Here is a 20,117-nt window from a genome sequence, read left to right as displayed (position 1 = left end):
CGCGATTTCTCCACTTTATCATTAGCCGGTAAATCTGCGCCCGGCTTTCTGCTACAATCCACACCCCGTTCGAAGATTGAGCAATACTCCCATGCGTTTAAACCCTGGACAACAACAAGCGGTCGAATTCGTTACTGGACCATGCCTGGTGCTGGCAGGGGCCGGTTCGGGTAAAACCCGCGTGATCACCAACAAAATCGCCCATCTGATCCACAACTGCGGGTATCAGGCGCGACACATTGCGGCGGTCACCTTTACCAATAAAGCGGCGCGCGAGATGAAAGAGCGTGTCGGTCAGACGCTGGGCCGTAAAGAGGCGCGCGGCCTGATGATCTCCACCTTCCACACGCTGGGGCTGGATATCATCAAACGCGAGTATGCGGCGCTGGGCATGAAGTCCAACTTCTCCCTCTTTGATGACACCGATCAGGTGGCGCTGCTCAAAGAGCTCACCGAGGGGCTGATCGAAGATGATAAAGTGCTGTTGCAGCAGCTGATCTCGACGATCTCGAACTGGAAAAACGATCTGATGACGCCGGCCCAGGCCGCGGCGATCGCCAAAGGCGAACGGGATCGCATCTTCGCCCACTGCTACGGTCTGTACGATGCACATATGAAAGCGTGCAACGTGCTGGACTTCGACGACCTGATCCTGCTGCCGACGCTGCTGCTGCAGCGCAATGAAGAGGTGCGCGAGCGCTGGCAGAACAAAATCCGTTACCTGCTGGTGGATGAGTATCAGGACACCAACACCAGCCAGTACGAGCTGGTGAAGCTGCTGGTGGGGCAGCGCGCGCGTTTCACCGTGGTCGGCGATGATGACCAGTCAATTTACTCCTGGCGCGGCGCGCGCCCGCAAAACCTGGTGCTGCTGAGCAAAGATTTCCCGGCGCTGCAGGTGATTAAGCTGGAACAGAACTATCGCTCCTCCGGGCGTATCCTGAAAGCAGCTAACATCCTGATTGCCAATAACCCGCACGTGTTTGAGAAGCGTCTCTTCTCCGAACTGGGCTACGGCACGGAGCTGAAAGTACTCAGCGCCAACAATGAGGATCATGAAGCGGAGCGCGTGACGGGCGAACTCATCGCCCACCACTTCGTCAACAAAACCGAATATAAGGATTACGCGATCCTCTATCGCGGCAATCACCAGTCGCGCGTCTTTGAAAAGATGCTGATGCAGAACCGCATTCCTTACAAAATCTCGGGCGGCACGTCGTTCTTCTCACGACCAGAAATCAAAGATCTGCTGGCCTATCTGCGCGTGCTCACTAACCCGGATGACGACAGCGCGTTTCTGCGCATCGTGAATACGCCAAAACGCGAGATTGGCCCGGCGACGCTGCAAAAGCTCGGCGAGTGGGCGATGACCCGCAACAAAAGTATGTTTACTGCCAGCTTCGACATGGGGCTGAGCCAGACGTTAACCGGACGCGGGTATGATTCATTAACGCGGTTCACCCACTGGCTTGGCGAAGTGCAACGTCTCGCGGAGCGCGAGCCGGTGGCGGCGGTGCGCGATCTTATTCACGGCATCGACTATGAGTCCTGGCTGTACGAAACTTCGGCCAGCCCGAAAGCGGCTGAGATGCGCATGAAGAACGTTAACCAGCTCTTCAGCTGGATGACCGAAATGTTGGAGGGCTCTGAAATCGACGAGCCGATGACCCTGACGCAGGTGGTCACCCGCTTTACCCTGCGCGACATGATGGAGCGGGGCGAGAGCGAAGAAGAGGCCGATCAGGTACAGCTGATGACGCTGCACGCGTCAAAAGGTCTGGAGTTCCCGTATGTCTATCTGGTCGGTATGGAAGAGGGGTTGTTACCGCATCAGAGCAGCATTGATGAAGACAACGTCGACGAGGAGCGCCGCCTGGCCTACGTGGGGATCACCCGCGCGCAGAAAGAGCTGACGTTCACACTGTGTAAAGAGCGCCGTCAGTATGGCGAACTTGTCCGCCCGGAGCCGAGCCGTTTCCTGCTGGAGCTGCCGCAGGATGACGTGATTTGGGAACAGGAGCGCAAAGTGATTACCGCAGAAGAGCGGATGCACAAGGGGCAGGCTAACGTGGCAAATATCCGCGCCATGCTGGCAAAAGCCAAAGAGAAAGGATAATGATGAGTAGGCCGGGTAAGGCGGAGCCGCCACCCGGCAATGTTCAGCGTATTACTTCACTTCCAGCACCCAGTGCACATAGCTCTGCCACTGGCACTCCTGCTCGATCATCTCTGCCCCAAGCGGGTGACGATCAATCCAGTTCTCCGGTAACGTCAGCGAAAGCTTCTCGTCATCGGCCACCAGATTAATGGCGGGCAGCAAATCATCGCGGCGGCGGCTGGCAAACAGGATCGCCAGACGCAGCAGGCGGCACAGATGCTCGGCCACGCGCGGCGGTACGGCGTTTTGCTGATGCAAAGACGAGAGATCAACGGCATTGGTCTGGTTCAGCAGCAGCGTTGCCAGCAATTTTTTCTGCGCAGGTGTATAGCCCGGTAAATCCAGGTTGCGCACCAGATACGCTGCATGAGCCGGTGCCTGCTTAAAATCAATGCTCAGCCCCACTTCATGTAGCGCACAGGCGCTTAGCAATAAATCCCGGCTCAGAGGATCAAGATCCCAGACGTTAGCGACCTGATCGGCGAAGCGTGACGCCAGCTGCGATACGCGTCCTGCCTGATCGATATCAACCAGAAAACGACGCTGCACGTTGCGCAGGGTACGGCTGCGGATATCCTGATCGACCGACAGATGCAGCATCCCGTAGACCAGACCTTCGCGCAACGCGCCGCCGGCCAGGGTCATACACTGGATGTTCAGCTCGGTGAAAATGGCGATAAGAATGGCCAGCCCGCTCGGGAAAACCAGCGCGCGCTCCAGCGTCAGGCCTTCAATTTCCAGCTCTTCCAGGCGTCCGCACTGAATGGCGCGCTGTTTCAGCTGCTGAAGTTTGGCAAGCGTAATCCGCTCGTCCATTCCCTGCGCCATCATGATTTCCTGCAGAGCCTGCACGGTACCCGACGCACCCACGCAGACTTTCCAGCCGTGATAGCGCAGCTCGTCCATCACCGGGCGTAACACTTCGCGCGCAGCGTTCTCTGCCTCGTCGAAGTTCTCTTTACCCAGATTACGATCGGTAAAGTAGCGCTCAAGCCAGGTCACGCAGCCCATCGACAGGCTGAACAGCGACGTTGCCTGCGCGCCGGTGCCGGTCACAAGCTCGGTACTGGCACCGCCGATATCCACTACCAGGCGACGATCGTCACCCCCCGTGGTGTGTGCAACACCCTGATAAATCAGGCGAGCTTCTTCTTCACCGCTGATAACCTGAACCGGACAACCGAGAATTTCCTGCGCTCTGGCAATAAAATCCACGGCGTTAACCGCCAGACGGAGTGTCGCAGTGGCGACCACGGTGATTTGGGCATGCGGGATATCCTGCAGACGCTCGGCAAAGAGTCGCAGACACTGCCAGCCACGTTCCATGGCTTCAGGTGAGAGGTGATTGTCGCTGCTCAGGCCCGCCGCGAGGCGGACCTTGCGCTTAATGCGCGTCAGCGTTTGTATGCTTCCCGCCACCTCGCGCACAACCAGCATATGAAAACTATTCGAACCGAGATCAATTGCCGCATAAAGCGAGGTGGAGCTGAGCATATTTTTTAACCTGAACGACGACGATTACGCGGTGCGCCGCCTGAACGACGCGGACCATTGCCGGAGCGTGGGCGGGTTAGACGCTTAGGCGGCGGCAGTTCGCTTAACAGCGCTTCCGGATTGTATTTGCTCTGCGGAATAGAGTGACCGATATAAGTCTCAATGGCTGGAAGATTCAGCGCATACTCTTCACACGCAAGGCTAATCGAGTGACCGCTTGCGCCCGCACGACCGGTTCGACCGATACGGTGTACGTAGTCTTCGCAGTCGTCTGGCAGATCGTAGTTAAAGACGTGCGTCACGGCCGGAATGTGTAAACCACGTGCCGCCACGTCGGTTGCGACCAGAATATCGAGATCGCCACGGGTAAATTCTTCAAGAATGCGCAGGCGTTTTTTCTGCGCCACGTCGCCGGTCAGCAGGCCAACACGGTGACCGTCTGCAGCCAGATGGCCCCAGATGTCTTCACAACGGTGTTTGGTGTTCGCGAAGATAATGGCGCGATCGGGCCATTCTTCTTCGATCAGCGTTTGCAGCAGACGCATTTTCTCTTCATTGGAAGGATAGAAGAGCTCTTCTTTAATGCGGTGACCCGTTTTCTGCTCCGGTTCCACTTCCACGTATTCGGCGTTGTTCATCTGTTCGAACGCCAGTTCGCGCACACGGTAGGAGAGGGTTGCAGAGAACAGCATATTCAGGCGCTGATTGGCCGGAGGCATACGGCGGAACAGCCAGCGGATGTCTTTAATGAAGCCCAGATCGTACATGCGGTCAGCTTCATCGAGCACCACAACCTGGATTGCACCGAGGTTAATGTGGTTCTGTTTAGCATAGTCGATAAGACGGCCGGTGGTACCGATCAGGATATCCACACCGCTTTCCAGCACTTTCAGCTGTTTATCGTAGCCGTCGCCGCCATAGGCCAGTCCAAGCTTAAGGCCGGTAGCCTGCGCCAGGGGTTCAGCGTCTGCATGGATCTGTACCGCCAGTTCTCGCGTCGGGGCCATAATTAGCGCGCGCGGCTGGTTAACTTTGCGGTCTGCAATCGCTGGGTGAGAAAGTAAATAATGAAACGTTGACGTTAAAAACGCCATCGTTTTGCCGGTACCGGTTTGCGCCTGCCCGGCAACATCGCGACCGGCCAGCGTCAGCGGCAGCGCGAGGGCCTGAATGGGCGTGCAGTTATGAAACCCTTTATTTTCAAGGGCTTCAATCACCTTCGGGTGCAGCGCGAAGTCGGAAAACTTCTGTTCTGTTAAATGTGTTTTGCTCATAGTGTGGTAGAATATCAGCTTACTATTGCTTTACGAAAGCGTATCCGGTGAAATAAAGTCAACCTTTAGTTGGTTAATGCGACATCAACACGTCGTTGGTGGAGACAAAACCAACGTACCAGGCTTATTCCTGTGGAGTTATATATGAGCGATAAAATTATTCACCTGACTGACGACAGTTTTGACACGGACGTACTTAAGGCTGACGGGCTGATCCTCGTCGATTTCTGGGCTGAATGGTGTGGTCCTTGCAAAATGATCGCCCCGATTCTGGATGAGATCGCCGACGAATATCAGGGCAAACTGACCGTTGCCAAGCTGAACATCGACCAGAACCCGGGCACCGCACCAAAATACGGTATCCGTGGCATTCCGACCCTGCTGCTGTTCAAAAACGGCGAAGTGGCGGCGACCAAAGTGGGCGCGCTGTCCAAAGGTCAACTGAAAGAGTTCCTGGACGCTAACCTGGCGTAAGGTTTCTCCGCTGTGCGTTCAGAGCTCCCGGCTAAATGATGTGGAACTCTGGACGCCCGGCTGAAGTCGTGCTAAGTTAGCTATGACTTCGTTTTAAACATATCTTGTTGTTTGAATCTTGTTTTACCCGATACTTCCCGTTGTTGACATGAACAGTGCGTGAAGTGGCTAAATTCCGGGCTTGTCACTCAATCCGTCTTGTCGTTTCAGTTCTGCGTTCTTTCCCTGTGACCAGACAGCGAACAGACATGAGTTGATGGCCGCTAAACAGGCATGGATGACCCTGCCATACCATTCACAACATTAAGTTCGAGAATCACCCCGAGTTTAAGAACCCACACCATTATGAATCTTACCGAATTAAAGAATACGCCGGTTTCTGAGCTGATCACTCTCGGCGAAAATATGGGGCTGGAAAACCAGGCTCGTATGCGCAAGCAGGACATCATTTTCGCCATCCTGAAGCAGCACGCTAAGAGTGGCGAAGATATCTTTGGCGACGGTGTGCTGGAGATATTGCAAGACGGATTTGGTTTCCTCCGCTCTGCAGACAGCTCCTACCTCGCCGGCCCTGACGACATCTACGTATCCCCCAGCCAAATCCGCCGTTTCAACCTCCGCACTGGTGACACCATTTCAGGTAAGATTCGTCCTCCTAAAGAGGGTGAACGCTACTTTGCGCTGTTGAAAGTCAATGAAGTTAACTTCGACAAACCAGAAAACTCGCGTAATAAGATCCTCTTTGAGAACTTAACGCCGCTGCACGCGAACTCTCGCCTGCGCATGGAGCGTGGTAACGGTTCTACCGAAGACTTAACCGCACGTGTTCTGGATCTGGCATCACCTATTGGTCGCGGCCAGCGTGGTCTGATTGTGGCGCCGCCAAAAGCGGGTAAAACCATGCTGCTGCAGAACATCGCGCAGAGCATCGCCTATAACCACCCAGACTGTGTGCTGATGGTGCTGCTGATTGACGAACGTCCGGAAGAAGTGACCGAGATGCAGCGTCTGGTTAAAGGTGAAGTGGTTGCTTCAACCTTCGATGAGCCAGCCTCTCGCCACGTTCAGGTTGCGGAAATGGTTATCGAGAAGGCAAAACGCCTGGTTGAGCACAAGAAAGACGTGATCATCCTGCTCGACTCCATCACCCGTCTGGCGCGTGCCTATAACACCGTGGTGCCAGCGTCTGGTAAAGTGCTGACCGGTGGTGTGGATGCTAACGCCCTGCATCGTCCGAAACGCTTCTTCGGTGCTGCACGTAACGTGGAAGAGGGCGGCAGCCTGACCATCATCGCGACGGCGCTGATCGATACCGGTTCCAAAATGGACGAAGTGATTTACGAAGAGTTTAAAGGTACAGGCAACATGGAACTGCACCTCTCTCGTAAGATCGCTGAAAAACGCGTCTTCCCGGCTATCGACTACAACCGTTCCGGTACCCGTAAAGAAGAGCTGCTCACCACTCAGGAAGAGCTGCAGAAAATGTGGATCCTGCGCAAAATCATCCATCCAATGGGTGAAATCGACGCGATGGAGTTCCTCATTAACAAACTGGCGATGACCAAAACCAACGACGATTTCTTCGACATGATGAAACGCTCGTAACGCAAATAAAGCCAGCGAACGCCACGTTTTTACGTGGCGTTTTTCTTTTATGGACTATACGCTAGTACCACCTACTCCCAATTTTGACCGGTCAGTGCGACAATAGGGCCGTTTATGCAGCAAAAGAAATAATTGATTGAAAAATATACAAAGGGAGTTGTAAGAAGCCATCTTTATTACTTCTGAGGCTGTGGCTTCATGGTTATACTTCCGGGACTAACATTTGTTGAGAGCAATCCATTGTGAATCTATTCACCGCCGTTACTGAACTGATCAGTATTTTTTTATTCACAACCTGTTTTTTGTTCATTGCGCGTAAGGTGGCAAAACGAATAGGGTTGGTGGATAAGCCTAATTTTCGTAAACGCCATCAGGGACTTATTCCTTTAGTCGGCGGGATATCTGTTTACGCAGGAATTTGCTTCACGTTTGGTATTGCCGATTATTATATCCCGCATGCCGCCCTCTACATTGCCTGCGCCGGTGTCCTGGTGTTAGTCGGGGCTCTTGATGACCGGTTTGATATCGCGGTGAAAATACGCGCCACCGTTCAGGCGGGCATTGGCGTGGTGATGATGGTTGTGGGCGGACTGTATCTGCGAAGCCTCGGCTATGTGTTTGGCCCCTGGGAGTTAGTTCTGGGCCCATTTGGCTTCTTCCTGACACTCTTTGCCGTCTGGGCGGCAATCAATGCTTTCAACATGGTGGATGGCATTGACGGCCTGCTCGGTGGGTTGTCATCCGTCTCGTTCGCCGCTATCGGCATTATTTTATGGTTTGATGGCCAGTACAGTCTGGCAATGTGGTGTTTCGCCATGATTGCCGCCATTCTGCCTTATATCCTCTTAAACCTCGGTGTGCTGGGCCGTCGCTATAAAGTCTTTATGGGAGACGCGGGCAGTACGCTGATTGGTTTTACGGTTATCTGGATCCTGCTTGAAACCACTCAGGGCCAGACCCATCCGATAAGCCCTGTAACAGCGCTGTGGATTATTGCCATTCCATTAATGGATATGGTGGCGATTATGTACCGCCGCCTGCGCAAAGGAATGAGTCCTTTCTCTCCCGACCGCCAACACATTCATCATCTCATCATGCGCGCGGGTTTTACATCTCGTCAGGCGTTTGTACTGATTACTCTGGCCGCCGCTATTTTAGCCGCGATTGGTGTAGCTGCAGAATATTCCCATATTATTCCTGAGTGGGTTATGTTGGCATTATTCTTGCTGGCATTTTTCCTGTACGGCTACTGCATTAAGCGCGCATGGAAAGTGGCGCGATTTATTAAACGTCTTAAACGCAGGATGCGTCGTAACAGTGGCAAAAATACAACATTAACTAAGTAAAACCGGGACTATGATGACTCAACCGTTGGCGGGAGCGAAATCAGTGGTAACTGAGAATGAACTGGATATTCGGGGTTTGTTTCGCGTGTTATGGGCAGGCAAACTTTGGATTGCCGGGATCGCGCTGGGGTTTGCACTGTTAGCGCTGGCCTATACATTCTTTGCAAAACAAGAGTGGAGCGCCACGGCAATCACGGACAAACCAACGGTTAACATGCTCGGGGGATACTATTCCCAGCAGCAATTCCTGCGAAATCTGGATATCAAAGCCAGTCTTGCAACGCCAGACCAGGCCTCCGTTATGGATGAAGCCTATAAAGAGTTTGTGATGCAGCTGGCTTCATGGGATACCCGCCGCGATTTCTGGTCCCAGACGGATTACTACAAGCAGCGTCGGGTTGATAACACCAAAGCCGATGCCGCCCTGCTGGACGATCTGATTAACAATATCCAGTTTATGCCGGGCGATGCGTTGCGTAACGTGAATGACAGCGTCAAGCTAATTGCAGAAACTGCGCCGGATGCCAACAACCTGTTGCGTCAGTATGTTGCGTTTGCCAGTCAGCGTGCCGCAAGCCATCTTAACGAAGAGCTTAAAGGCGCCTGGGCGGCTCGTACCATCCAGATGAAAGCGCAGGTGAAACGTCAGGAAGAGGTGGCTAAAGCCATTTTTGCTCGTCGTGTACACAATATTGAGCAGGCGCTGAAAATTGCGGAACAGCACAATATTTCCCGTACTGAAACGGACGTACCGGCTGATGAGCTGCCTGATTCAGAGATGTTCCTCCTTGGTCGCCCCATGCTGCAGGCGCGTCTGGAAAACCTGAAGGCCGTTGGCCCTGATTTTGACCTCGATTACGATCAAAATCGCGCGATGCTCAATACGCTTAATGTCGGTCCATCCCTGGACCCGCGTTTTCAGACCTATCGTTATTTGCGAACGCCTGAAGAACCTGTAAAACGCGATAGTCCGCGTCGTGCATTCCTGATGATCATGTGGGGGATTGTAGGCGCACTGACGGGCGCAGGCGTGGCGTTAACGCGTCGTCGCAAAAACTAAGAACGCCGTCTACGATGAAGGCTGCGGCCTTCATCGCCTAATCGAAGAGAATCGATGTGAAAGTACTAACCGTATTTGGCACCAGGCCGGAGGCCATTAAGATGGCACCTCTGGTTCATGCGCTGGCCTGCGATCCTGATATTGAAGCGAAAGTGTGCGTCACGGCCCAGCACCGGGAGATGCTCGATCAGGTTTTAACCCTCTTCTCCATCGTCCCGGATTACGACCTCAATATTATGAAACCGGGGCAAGGGTTAACGGAGATAACCTGTCGCATTCTGCAAGAACTTAAGCCGATCCTGGAGTCATTTAAGCCTGACGTGGTGCTGGTACACGGTGATACCACCACTACCGTGGCGACAAGCCTGGCCGCGTTCTACCAGCGAATTCCCGTGGGACATGTTGAGGCGGGGCTGCGTACCGGCAATCTTTATTCACCGTGGCCGGAAGAGGCCAACCGCACGTTAACGGGCCATCTGGCGATGTACCACTTTGCGCCAACGGAAAACTCTCGTCAAAACCTGCTGCGTGAAAATATCGCCGATAATAAAATCTTTGTGACCGGCAATACGGTCATTGACGCGTTAATTTGGGTACGTGACCGCGTCCTGGCAAATAGCGATCTTCAGAAAGAGCTCGCAGCCCGCTATCCGTTCCTCCACAACGGCAAAAAAACCATTCTGGTCACTGGTCATCGACGCGAAAGCTTTGGCCGGGGTTTTGAGCAAATCTGCCATGCGCTGGCTGAAATCGCCGCGCAGAACGACGATGTGCAAATTGTCTATCCAGTACACCTTAACCCTAACGTCAGCGAGCCGGTCAATCGTATTCTGGGCCACGTCGAAAACGTCCTGCTGATCGAACCGCAGGACTACATGCCGTTTGTCTGGCTGATGAACCATGCCTGGCTGATCCTCACCGATTCCGGCGGAATTCAGGAAGAAGCGCCATCCCTCGGCAAACCGGTACTGGTGATGCGTGAAACGACCGAACGTCCGGAAGCCGTCAAAGCCGGTACGGTGCGTCTGGTCGGCACCAACGCACAGCTGATCGTCGAAGAGGTCACGCGCCTGCTGCACGACGATGAAGCGTATCAGGCGATGAGCCGGGCCCATAATCCGTATGGCGACGGGCAGGCTTGTGGTCGTATTTTGCATGCACTTAAACACAATCGGGTATCGCTATGAGTTTTACTACCATCTCTGTCATTGGTCTTGGCTACATTGGCTTGCCCACCGCGGCGGCGTTTGCCTCTCGTCAAAAACAGGTTGTCGGTGTGGATATCAACGCACGCGCGGTGGAAACCATTAACCGTGGCGAAATTCATATTGTCGAGCCCGATCTTGACCGCGTGGTGAAAGAGGCTGTGGACGGAGGCTTCCTGCGTGCCAGCACGACCCCTGTGGAAGCAGATGCCTACCTGATTGCCGTTCCAACACCCTTTAAAGGTGACCACGAGCCCGACATGGCTTTTGTCGAGGCGGCGGCAAAATCCATCGCACCTGTGCTGAAGAAAGGGGCTCTGGTGATCCTGGAATCGACCTCTCCGGTTGGTGCTACCGAGCAGATGGCACAGTGGCTGGCCAACGCGCGCCCTGATTTAAGCTTCCCGCAGCAGGTGGGGGAGCAGGCGGATATCAATATTGCCTACTGTCCGGAGCGCGTGCTACCGGGCCAGGTCATGGTCGAACTGATTAAAAACGACCGCGTCATTGGCGGTATGACGCCCGTCTGTTCCGAACGCGCCAGCGCGCTGTACAAGATTTTCCTGGAAGGTGAGTGTGTGGTGACCAACTCCCGCACCGCCGAGATGTGCAAGCTGACGGAAAACAGCTTCCGCGACGTCAATATCGCTTTTGCGAACGAACTGTCGCTGATCTGTGCCGATCAGGGGATTAACGTCTGGGAGCTGATTAGCCTGGCGAATCGCCATCCGCGTGTAAACATTCTCCAGCCAGGCCCGGGAGTAGGCGGACACTGTATCGCCGTCGATCCGTGGTTTATCGTGGCGCAGAATCCGGCGCAGGCGCGTCTGATTCGCACCGCGCGCGAAGTGAACGACAGCAAGCCTCACTGGGTGCTCAATCAGGTTAAAGCGACGGTAGCGGATTGTCTGGCAGAGAGCGGCAAGCGCGCCAGCGAGCTGAAAATTGCCTGCTTTGGTCTGGCATTTAAACCCAATATTGACGATCTGCGTGAAAGCCCGGCGATGGAAATTGCCGAGATGATTGCCGAATGGCACAAGGGCGAAACGCTGGTGGTTGAGCCGAATATCCATGAATTACCGGCAAAACTGGCGGGGCACTGCACGCTGACGGCGCTGGACGACGCGCTGACGGCGGCGGACGTGCTGGTGCTGCTGGTAGATCATAAAGAGTTTAAAGCGACGTCCGGCGATGCCGTTCGTCAGCAGTATATTGTGGATACCAAAGGTGTCTGGCGTTGAATAGCCTGAATGGGGTACTCGAGCCCCTGCAGTGGGAGAGTGCCTTTTTCGGCCTGCCGTCGGCCATCGTGCGTCTGCGCGATGACGCGCCGGTACTGGCTGAATCGGATTTTATCGCCTGGCAACGAGTGCAGGCGAAGATCCCGGCGGAGCGCGTCGATCTGCTTGACGCGCTCCAGCAGCACGGCTTTCAGCTGGTTGAAGGTGAGGTCGATCTTTCCATTACTCTCACCCGGCACGATGCGTCCGGCGCGGAAATTGCAACGGAACAGGATATCCCCGTGCTGCGTCGGATGGCGGCCCGGGCGTTTGCGCAGAGCCGCTTTCGTGCGCCCTGGTATGCACCTGACGATAGCGGGCGTTTCTATGCCCAGTGGATAGAGAATGCCGTCAAAGGCACCTTTGACCACGTCTGCCTGGTTTTCCGTGCAGGGGACGGTCAAATCCAGGGGTTCGTCTCGCTGCGTAAGCTCAACGAGCGCGAGGCGCGTATCGGCTTATTAGCCGGGCGCGGCATGGGTGAGAAACTCATGCAGGCGGCGCTGCACTGGGCGCAGCAGCAACAGCTTGTGACGCTGCGGGTCGCGACCCAACTGGGCAACACCGCCGCGCTTAAACGTTATATTGCGAGTGGTGCCAACATCGACGCCACCGCCTACTGGTTATACAGGTGACAAGATGATTCCATTTAACGCACCACCCGTCGTCGGAACTGAACTCGACTATATGCAGTCTGCCATGGGCAGCGGCAAACTCTGCGGTGACGGTGGTTTTACCCGTCGCTGTCAGCAGTGGATGGAACAGCGTTTTCGCAGCGCCAAAGTGCTGCTGACCCCGTCCTGTACGGCATCGCTGGAAATGGCAGCACTGCTGCTGGATATCCAGCCCGGTGATGAAGTGATCATGCCGAGCTATACCTTCGTTTCCACCGCGAACGCGTTTGTTCTGCGCGGGGCGAAAATCGTTTTTGTGGATATCCGACCGGATACCATGAACATTGATGAGACGCTGATTGAAGCGGCGATCACCGATAAAACACGCGCGATCGTGCCGGTTCACTACGCGGGCGTGGCCTGTGAAATGGACACCATCATGGCCATCGCCAAAAAACATGATCTGTTTGTGGTGGAAGATGCCGCGCAGGGCGTGATGTCTACCTACAAGGGACGCGCGCTGGGTACCATCGGCCACATCGGCTGCTTTAGCTTCCACGAAACCAAAAACTACACGGCAGGCGGAGAAGGTGGCGCGACGCTGATTAACGACCGGGCGCTCGTGGAGCGTGCGGAAGTGATCCGCGAAAAAGGCACCAACCGCAGCCAGTTCTTCCGCGGGCAGGTGGACAAATACACCTGGCGCGATATTGGTTCAAGCTATCTTATGGCGGATCTGCAGGCGGCGTACCTGTGGGCGCAGCTGGAAGCGGCGGAACGTATCAACCTGCAGCGTCTCTCCCTGTGGCAAACCTATTACGATGCCCTTGAGCCTCTGGCCAAAGCCGGGCGTATTGAGCTGCCAACCATTCCGGCTGATTGCGTCCACAACGCGCACATGTTCTACATCAAGCTGCGCGATAACGACGACCGCAGCCAGCTCATTGCCTGGCTGAAAGAGGCCGAAATTATGGCGGTATTCCACTATATCCCGCTGCACTCCAGCCCGGCGGGCGAAACGTTTGGGGTGTTCGCGGGTGAAGACCGTTACACCACCAAAGAAAGTGAGCGTTTGCTTCGTCTGCCACTGTTCTACAACCTCGCGCCAGTTAACCAGCGTACGGTGATTAATACCCTTCTGAGTTATTTCGGCTGATATGTCTCTGGCAAAAGCATCGGTGTGGACCGCCGCGTCCACGCTTGTAAAAATTGGCGCCGGGCTGCTGGTCGTCAAGCTGCTGGCCGTCTCATTTGGCCCCTCTGGTGTGGGACTAGCGGGTAATTTCCGCCAGCTTGTCACCGTCCTTGGGGTGCTGGCCGGTGCCGGTATTTTTAACGGCGTGACCAAATACGTTGCGCAGTATCACGATGATGCGGCTCAGCTTCGCAGAGTCGTGGGCACCTCTTCGGCGATGGTCACGGGTTTTTCGACCCTGATGGCGATTATCTTTCTGCTGGCGGCGGCCCCTATCAGCCAGGGCTTGTTCGGGCACAGCCACTATCAGGGGCTGGTGCGTCTGGTGGCGTTGGTTCAGATGGGCATTGCCTGGGCTAACCTGCTGCTGGCGCTGATGAAAGGGTTTCGTGATGCTGCCGGGAACGCGCTTGCCTTAATCCTGGGCAGCGTCATCGGCGTGATTGCCTACTATTTCTGCTATCGCCTGGGAGGCTATGAAGGCGCGCTGCTTGGGCTGGCGCTGGTCCCGGCTCTGGTTGTTGTGCCTGCGGCGCTTATGCTGATGCGTCGGGGCGTCATCCCGCTGAGCTACCTGAAACCGCAATGGGATAAAGTGCTTGCCAGTCAGCTGGGTAAATTTACCCTGATGGCGCTCATCACCTCCGTCACGCTGCCGGTGGCCTACGTGATGATGCGAAACCTGCTGGCGGCACATTATAGCTGGGATGAAGTGGGGATCTGGCAAGGCGTAAGCAGCATTTCCGACGCCTACCTCCAGTTTATTACTGCTTCCTTTAGCGTTTATTTGCTGCCAACATTATCGCGTCTGAGGTCCAGGCAGGATATTACCCGCGAGATTTTCCGATCGCTGCGCTTCGTGTTGCCGGCGGTTGCAGCTGCCAGCTTTACCGTCTGGTTACTGCGCGATGTCGCCATCTGGCTGCTGTTCTCGGCGAAGTTCACCGCCATGCGCGATCTGTTTGCCTGGCAGCTGGTGGGTGATGTGCTGAAAGTGGGTGCTTACGTTTTCGGCTATCTGGTGATTGCAAAAGCGTCCCTGCGGCTGTATATCCTGGCGGAAATTAGCCAGTTTGCGTTACTGACAGCATTTTCACACTGGCTGATACCCGCGCACGGTGCGCTGGGGGCGGCTCAGGCCTACATGGCAACCTATATCGTTTATTTCGCCGCCTGTTGCGGCGTATTTTTATTGTGGCGTAAACGCGCATGACTGCACTGATTCACATCCTGGGATCGGATATCCCACACCATAACCAGACCGTTTTGCGGTTCTTCAACGACGAGCTGGCATCGGGTAATCCCGATGCGCGTGAGTTTATGGTTGCAGGTCAGGATAAGGGCCTGAGCGCAGCATTTCCGGCGCTCGCTATTCGCTTCTGGCCGGATAAGGCCTCACTGGCGAAGGCGGTTGTTGCCAGAGCGAAAGCGGACCGCGAGCAACGTTTCTTTTTCCACGGGCAGTTTAATACCGGCCTGTGGCTGGCGCTTCTCAGCGGAGGGATTAAACCCTCCCAGTGCAGCTGGCATATCTGGGGAGCCGATCTCTACGAAGTCTCCCGCGGCTGGAAATTCCGTCTTTTCTATCCCTTACGCCGCATGGCGCAGGGGCGCGTAGGCTGTGTGTTTGCCACCCGTGGCGATCTCAACTATTTTGCTAAACAGCACCCGAGCGTGCGCGGAGAACTCCTCTATTTCCCCACCCGCATGGATCCGGCGCTGAACGCCATGGCGAATGACACGGTGCGTGAAGGCAAGCTGACGATCCTGGTGGGGAATTCCGGCGATCGCAGTAACGAACACACCGCGGCGCTTAAGGCGGTGCATCAGCAGTTTGGCGACACGGTGAACGTGGTGGTGCCGATGGGCTATCCCGCCAACAACGACGCCTATATTGATGAGGTTCGGCAACAGGGACTTGCGCTGTTTAGTGCAGAAAATCTGCACATCCTTAGCGATAAGCTGGAATTTGATGAATATCTTGCGCTGCTGAGAAAATGCGATCTTGGCTATTTCATCTTTGCCCGACAGCAGGGAATCGGCACGCTGTGTCTGCTGATTCAGGCGGGGGTACCGTGCGTGCTCAACCGCGACAACCCGTTCTGGCAGGACATGGCCGAGCAGCATATTCCGGTGCTGTTTACCTCAGACACGCTGAATGTCGAGGTGGTACGTGAAGCTCAGCGCCAGCTCACGCTGGTGGATAAAAATAGCATCGATTTTTTCAGCCCGAATTACCTCACGCCGTGGCACCGCGCGCTGCGTATCGCGTCAGGAGACAAAGCATGAGTCAGTTGCAATTCAGCGGTTTACTGGTTGTCTGGCTTCTGAGCACTCTGTTTATCGCCACGCTTACCTGGTTTGAATTTCGCCGGGTACGCTTCAATTTTAACGTTTTCTTCTCGTTACTGTTTCTGCTGACCTTCTTTTTCGGCTTCCCGCTCACCAGCATTCTGGTCTTCCGTTTTGACGTGAGCGTCGCGCCGCCGGAAATCCTGCTCCAGGCGCTTCTGGCGGCGACCTGTTTCTATGCGGTCTACTACGTTACCTATAAAACGCGTCTGCGTTCAGCGCAGGCTACAGCCCCGCGTCGGGCGCTTTTTACCATGAATCGGGTGGAGACCCACCTGACGTGGGTGATGCTGATGACCATCGCCCTGGTCAGCGTCGGTATCTTCTTCATGCATAACGGCTTCCTGCTGTTTAAGCTCCACTCCTACAGCCAGATTTTTTCGGCCGAAGTCTCGGGCGTGGCGCTTAAGCGTTTCTTCTACTTCTTCATTCCGGCGATGCTGGTGATCTTTTTCCTGCGTCAGGACAGCAAAGCGTGGCTGTTCTTCCTGGTCAGCACCGTCGCGTTTGGCATCCTGACCTACATGATTGTGGGCGGTACGCGCGCGAACATTATTATCGCCTTCGCAATCTTCCTGTTTATCGGCATCATTCGCGGCTGGATCTCGCTGTGGATGCTGGTTGCGGCAGGGGTGTTTGGCATAGTGGGGATGTTCTGGCTGGCACTGAAGCGCTACGGGATGAACGTGGCGGGAGATGAGGCGTTTTACACGTTCCTCTACCTGACGCGCGATACGTTCTCGCCGTGGGAAAACCTGGCATTGCTGCTGCAAAACTACGACAAGATTGATTTCCAGGGGCTGGCGCCGATTGTTCGCGACTTCTACGTCTTTATCCCTTCCTGGCTTTGGCCGGACCGGCCTGGTGTGGTGCTCAATACCGCGAACTATTTTACCTGGGAAGTGCTGAACAACCATTCCGGTCTGGCAATTTCGCCAACGCTGATTGGTTCCCTGGTGGTGATGGGCGGGGCGTGGTTCATTCTGCCCGGGGCGGTTGCCGTGGGGCTGATTATCAAGTGGTTTGACTGGCTTTACGTGCGGGGCAACGAAGAGACCAACCGCTATAAAGCCGCCATTTTGCACAGTTTCTGCTTTGGTGCCATTTTCAATATGATCGTGCTGGCGCGCGAAGGGTTGGATTCATTCGTGTCGCGCGTGGTGTTCTTCATGGTCGTTTTCGGCGTCTGCCTGTTACTGGCCAAACTGCTGTACTGGCTGTTTGACAGCGCAGGGCTTGTGCACAAGCGCGAGCGGCAGGGCAGCACAACGCTGTCGCAAGTCTGAGTAAGGATAGTAATGACTGATAAAATTTCTGCACCGCGCTATGCGCTACGTGGCCTGCAGCTTATTGGCTGGCGCGACATGCAGCACGCGCTGGACTTTCTGTTTGCCGACGGCCAGATGAAATCCGGTACGCTGGTGGCCATCAACGCGGAAAAAATGCTGGTGGTTGAGGATAATGCGGAAGTCAAAAGCCTGATTGAAGCGGCTGAATTTAAATATGCGGACGGGATCAGCGTGGTCCGCTCTATCCGTAAAAAGTATCCTGACGCTAATGTTTCCCGCGTGGCGGGGGCCGATCTCTGGGAGCAGCTTATGGCCCGCGCAGGTGCGCAGAGCACGCCCGTGTTCCTGATTGGCGGTAAGCCGGAGATACTGGCCCAGACGGAGGAGAAACTGCGTCGTCAATGGAATGTTAATATCGTCGGCAGCCAGGATGGTTACTTCAAACCGGAAGATCGGCAGGCGCTGTTTGAGCGGGTTCGTGACAGCGGGGCGAAAATTGTCACCGTGGCGATGGGGTCCCCGCGCCAGGAGATCCTGATGCGTGACTGCCGTCTGGTCTGTCCGGATGCCCTCTACATGGGCGTTGGCGGTACGTACGATGTCTTTACCGGCCACGTTAAGCGTGCGCCCAGGGTCTGGCAAAATCTGGGGCTGGAGTGGCTGTACCGCCTGCTATCGCAACCGACGCGCATTAAACGACAGATCCGTCTGCTTCGCTACCTCGCCTGGCATTACACCGGGAAAATGTAATCAAAATGTAGCGCGATATGCTATTCGCGCTGCAACTCGCCTGCAAAACTGCTGACAATCTGTGCAATGCATTCATTTTTTTAATGCATCGTTTGCCATTTGGCCGATTTTAAGAAACCATTCGCTCCGTATTTTAGTACCCCTAAAAAACAATACCCGGTCTTAAGCCGGGAAACAGCAAACACAATCGAGGATCTATGGCAGAGAAAAAACCGGAGCTACAGCGTGGGCTGGAAGCTCGTCATATTGAACTGATAGCGCTGGGCGGCACTATCGGCGTGGGCCTGTTTATGGGCTCCGCAAGTACGCTCAAATGGGCAGGCCCTTCCGTATTACTGGCGTATATTATCGCCGGGCTGTTTGTTTTCTTCATTATGCGTTCCATGGGCGAAATGCTCTTCCTGGAGCCGGTAACCGGCTCGTTCGCCGTTTACGCGCATCGTTATATGAGCCCGTTCTTTGGCTACCTGACGGCCTGGTCATACTGGTTTATGTGGATGGCGGTGGGCATCTCAGAGATCACCGCGATAGGGGTCTACGTCCAGTTCTGGTTCCCGGACATGGTCCAGTGGATACCCGCGCTCATTGCCGTGGGGCTGGTGGCGCTGGCAAACCTGGCCGCCGTGCGCCTTTACGGTGAAATTGAGTTCTGGTTCGCAATGATCAAAGTCACCACGATTATCGTGATGATCGTCGTCGGCCTGGGCGTTATTTTCTTCGGCTTTGGCAACGGTGGACACGCTATCGGCTTTGGCAACCTGACCGAAAACGGCGGCTTCTTCGCTGGCGGCTGGAAGGGCTTCCTGACGGCGCTGTGTATCGTTGTGGCCTCGTATCAGGGCGTGGAGCTGATCGGCATTACCGCCGGTGAAGCGAAAAACCCGCAGGTCACGCTGCGTAGCGCGGTAGGCAAAGTGCTGTGGCGTATCCTGATTTTCTATGTGGGCGCGATCTTCGTCATCGTGACCATCTTCCCGTGGAACGAAATTGGCACGACCGGTAGCCCGTTTGTCTTAACCTTCGCCAAAATTGGTATCACGGCGGCGGCGGGTATCATCAACTTTGTGGTCCTGACGGCAGCGTTGTCAGGCTGTAACAGTGGGATGTACAGCTGCGGGCGTATGCTCTATGCGCTCTCGAAGAACAACCAGCTGCCTGCGGCGATGAGCAAAGTGTCACGTGCCGGGGTGCCGGTGGCGGGGGTGGCGGTCTCCATTGCGATCCTGCTGATTGGCTCTTGCCTGAATTACATCATACCTAACCCGCAGCGCGTGTTCGTTTACGTCTATAGCGCCAGCGTACTGCCGGGCATGGTGCCGTGGTTTGTTATCCTCATCAGCCAGCTGCGCTTCCGTCATGCGCACAAAAAGGCGATTGAAAGCCATCCGTTCCGATCAATTCTGTTCCCCTATGCGAACTATTTGACGATGGCGTTCCTGATTTGCGTATTAATCGGGATGTACTTTAATGAAGATACCCGCATGTCGCTGTTTGTCGGGGTGATCTTCCTGGCGGCTGTGACGGCTGCATATAAGCTTTTTGGCCTGGGTCGCCGTGCCACCACGCAGAAAGTGGAGGAATAAGCGGCAAAATGTGCAAACCATAACCAAACGCGCATTTTTTTCAAAAAAGCACTAGACAGCGGGGACGGAGGTACGTAATATCCAGCCCCGCAACGGCGCTAAGCGCCCGTAGCTCAGCTGGATAGAGCGCTGCCCTCCGGAGGCAGAGGTCTCAGGTTCGAATCCTGTCGGGCGCACCATTAACCCGGTGCTGGAGCTGCGGTGGTCTGAGAAGTAGTCAGTACCGCGTGAAAGAATACAGTGGTGGCTATAGCTCAGTTGGTAGAGCCCTGGATTGTGATTCCAGTTGTCGTGGGTTCGAATCCCATTAGCCACCCCATTATTTGAAAGAGTTGTGAATTGCGAAGGTGGCGGAATTGGTAGACGCGCTAGCTTCAGGTGTTAGTGTCCTTTGGATGTGGGGGTTCGAGTCCCCCCCCTCGCACCACGACTTTTTAA

At 55.1% G+C, this 20,117-nt stretch carries 16 protein-coding genes and 3 tRNA genes; 17 read left to right on the top strand and 2 right to left on the bottom strand.

Going from position 1 to position 20,117, the window contains the following annotated elements; all coding sequences use genetic code 11:
* Window positions 1–91 precede the first annotated feature (91 nt).
* Entirely contained in the window at window positions 92–2,116 is a 2,025-nt protein-coding gene (gene rep / locus GXP72_RS22015) for a DNA helicase Rep (RefSeq protein WP_032646096.1), read from the top strand.
* Window positions 2,117–2,167: 51 nt separating this feature from the next.
* Here the strand turns inward: rep and gppA are convergent, their stop codons facing one another.
* On the bottom strand, window positions 2,168–3,652 hold the full coding sequence (gene gppA / locus GXP72_RS22010) for a guanosine-5'-triphosphate,3'-diphosphate diphosphatase (RefSeq protein WP_032646095.1): 1,485 nt from the start codon (window positions 3,650–3,652) through the stop codon (window positions 2,168–2,170).
* 5 nt (window positions 3,653–3,657) lie between these two features.
* Complete coding sequence (rhlB, locus tag GXP72_RS22005; RefSeq protein ID WP_021242834.1) at window positions 3,658–4,926, bottom strand: ATP-dependent RNA helicase RhlB; 1,269 nt, start codon at window positions 4,924–4,926, stop codon at window positions 3,658–3,660.
* Between the two features lie 144 nt (window positions 4,927–5,070).
* Here rhlB and trxA point away from each other — a divergent pair, with 144 nt between their 5' ends.
* The 16 genes from trxA to GXP72_RS21925 all read left to right on the top strand — a co-directional run bounded on the left by trxA (window position 5,071) and on the right by GXP72_RS21925 (window position 20,106).
* Window positions 5,071–5,400 (top strand): thioredoxin TrxA, encoded by a 330-nt coding sequence (trxA, locus tag GXP72_RS22000; RefSeq protein ID WP_006179218.1) that lies wholly within the window; start codon window positions 5,071–5,073, stop codon window positions 5,398–5,400.
* Between the two features lie 345 nt (window positions 5,401–5,745).
* Window positions 5,746–7,005 (top strand): transcription termination factor Rho, encoded by a 1,260-nt coding sequence (gene rho, locus GXP72_RS21995; protein ID WP_008501566.1) that lies wholly within the window; start codon window positions 5,746–5,748, stop codon window positions 7,003–7,005.
* Window positions 7,006–7,247: 242 nt separating this feature from the next.
* Window positions 7,248–8,351, top strand: a complete 1,104-nt coding sequence (wecA, locus tag GXP72_RS21990) for a UDP-N-acetylglucosamine--undecaprenyl-phosphate N-acetylglucosaminephosphotransferase (protein WP_024907962.1) — start codon at window positions 7,248–7,250, stop codon at window positions 8,349–8,351.
* A gap of 13 nt (window positions 8,352–8,364) precedes the next feature.
* Window positions 8,365–9,411: an ECA polysaccharide chain length modulation protein gene (wzzE, locus tag GXP72_RS21985; RefSeq protein ID WP_024907963.1), complete on the top strand. Its 1,047-nt coding sequence runs from the start codon at window positions 8,365–8,367 to the stop codon at window positions 9,409–9,411.
* A 56-nt stretch (window positions 9,412–9,467) separates the two neighbouring features.
* Window positions 9,468–10,598 carry a UDP-N-acetylglucosamine 2-epimerase (non-hydrolyzing) gene (wecB, locus tag GXP72_RS21980; protein ID WP_024907964.1) on the top strand — a complete coding sequence of 377 codons (1,131 nt, stop codon included), beginning with the start codon at window positions 9,468–9,470 and terminating at the stop codon, window positions 10,596–10,598.
* Window positions 10,595–11,857, top strand: a complete 1,263-nt coding sequence (wecC, locus tag GXP72_RS21975; protein WP_208763344.1) for a UDP-N-acetyl-D-mannosamine dehydrogenase — start codon at window positions 10,595–10,597, stop codon at window positions 11,855–11,857. The genes wecB and wecC overlap by 4 nt, the downstream gene beginning before the upstream one ends.
* Window positions 11,854–12,531 (top strand): dTDP-4-amino-4,6-dideoxy-D-galactose acyltransferase, encoded by a 678-nt coding sequence (gene rffC, locus GXP72_RS21970; protein ID WP_208763343.1) that lies wholly within the window; start codon window positions 11,854–11,856, stop codon window positions 12,529–12,531. Before wecC ends, rffC begins: the two co-directional genes overlap by 4 nt.
* Window positions 12,532–12,535: 4 nt before the next feature.
* Window positions 12,536–13,666, top strand: coding sequence for a dTDP-4-amino-4,6-dideoxygalactose transaminase (gene rffA / locus GXP72_RS21965; RefSeq protein WP_024907967.1), 1,131 nt, complete (start codon window positions 12,536–12,538; stop codon window positions 13,664–13,666).
* A gap of 1 nt (window position 13,667) precedes the next feature.
* On the top strand, window positions 13,668–14,918 hold the full coding sequence (wzxE, locus tag GXP72_RS21960) for a lipid III flippase WzxE (RefSeq protein ID WP_208763342.1): 1,251 nt from the start codon (window positions 13,668–13,670) through the stop codon (window positions 14,916–14,918).
* On the top strand, window positions 14,915–15,994 hold the full coding sequence (locus GXP72_RS21955; RefSeq protein ID WP_208763341.1) for a TDP-N-acetylfucosamine:lipid II N-acetylfucosaminyltransferase: 1,080 nt from the start codon (window positions 14,915–14,917) through the stop codon (window positions 15,992–15,994). Before wzxE ends, GXP72_RS21955 begins: the two co-directional genes overlap by 4 nt.
* On the top strand, window positions 15,991–17,343 hold the full coding sequence (gene wzyE, locus GXP72_RS21950; protein ID WP_048989608.1) for an ECA oligosaccharide polymerase: 1,353 nt from the start codon (window positions 15,991–15,993) through the stop codon (window positions 17,341–17,343). The genes GXP72_RS21955 and wzyE overlap by 4 nt, the downstream gene beginning before the upstream one ends.
* Before the next feature lie 12 nt (window positions 17,344–17,355).
* A complete protein-coding gene (wecG, locus tag GXP72_RS21945) occupies window positions 17,356–18,096 on the top strand; it encodes a lipopolysaccharide N-acetylmannosaminouronosyltransferase (RefSeq protein ID WP_208763340.1) in 741 nt (246 codons plus the stop codon).
* Between the two features lie 197 nt (window positions 18,097–18,293).
* The gene (locus GXP72_RS21940) at window positions 18,294–19,679 is read left to right on the top strand and encodes an amino acid permease (RefSeq protein WP_024907972.1); all 1,386 of its coding nucleotides are present in this window, start codon (window positions 18,294–18,296) and stop codon (window positions 19,677–19,679) included.
* A 102-nt stretch (window positions 19,680–19,781) separates the two neighbouring features.
* A tRNA-Arg gene (locus GXP72_RS21935) sits at window positions 19,782–19,858 on the top strand.
* A gap of 64 nt (window positions 19,859–19,922) precedes the next feature.
* Window positions 19,923–19,998 (top strand) — tRNA-His (locus tag GXP72_RS21930).
* 22 nt (window positions 19,999–20,020) lie between these two features.
* A tRNA-Leu gene (locus GXP72_RS21925) sits at window positions 20,021–20,106 on the top strand.
* Window positions 20,107–20,117 lie beyond the last annotated feature (11 nt).

The organism is Enterobacter sp. SES19, from assembly GCF_011765665.1.
Classification (GTDB): Bacteria; Pseudomonadota; Gammaproteobacteria; order Enterobacterales; family Enterobacteriaceae; genus Enterobacter; species Enterobacter pseudoroggenkampii.
This window is presented reverse-complemented; position numbering and strand designations above follow the sequence as displayed.

Coding starts and splice junctions, on each gene's coding strand:
- rep (WP_032646096.1), top strand. CDS start 92: ATGCGTTTAAACCCTGGACAACAACAAGCGGTCGAATTCGTTACTGGA.
- gppA (WP_032646095.1), bottom strand. CDS start 3,652: ATGCTCAGCTCCACCTCGCTTTATGCGGCAATTGATCTCGGTTCGAAT.
- rhlB (WP_021242834.1), bottom strand. CDS start 4,926: ATGAGCAAAACACATTTAACAGAACAGAAGTTTTCCGACTTCGCGCTG.
- trxA (WP_006179218.1), top strand. CDS start 5,071: ATGAGCGATAAAATTATTCACCTGACTGACGACAGTTTTGACACGGAC.
- rho (WP_008501566.1), top strand. CDS start 5,746: ATGAATCTTACCGAATTAAAGAATACGCCGGTTTCTGAGCTGATCACT.
- wzzE (WP_024907963.1), top strand. CDS start 8,365: ATGACTCAACCGTTGGCGGGAGCGAAATCAGTGGTAACTGAGAATGAA.
- wecC (WP_208763344.1), top strand. CDS start 10,595: ATGAGTTTTACTACCATCTCTGTCATTGGTCTTGGCTACATTGGCTTG.
- rffA (WP_024907967.1), top strand. CDS start 12,536: ATGATTCCATTTAACGCACCACCCGTCGTCGGAACTGAACTCGACTAT.
- wzxE (WP_208763342.1), top strand. CDS start 13,668: ATGTCTCTGGCAAAAGCATCGGTGTGGACCGCCGCGTCCACGCTTGTA.
- GXP72_RS21955 (WP_208763341.1), top strand. CDS start 14,915: ATGACTGCACTGATTCACATCCTGGGATCGGATATCCCACACCATAAC.
- wzyE (WP_048989608.1), top strand. CDS start 15,991: ATGAGTCAGTTGCAATTCAGCGGTTTACTGGTTGTCTGGCTTCTGAGC.
- wecG (WP_208763340.1), top strand. CDS start 17,356: ATGACTGATAAAATTTCTGCACCGCGCTATGCGCTACGTGGCCTGCAG.
- GXP72_RS21940 (WP_024907972.1), top strand. CDS start 18,294: ATGGCAGAGAAAAAACCGGAGCTACAGCGTGGGCTGGAAGCTCGTCAT.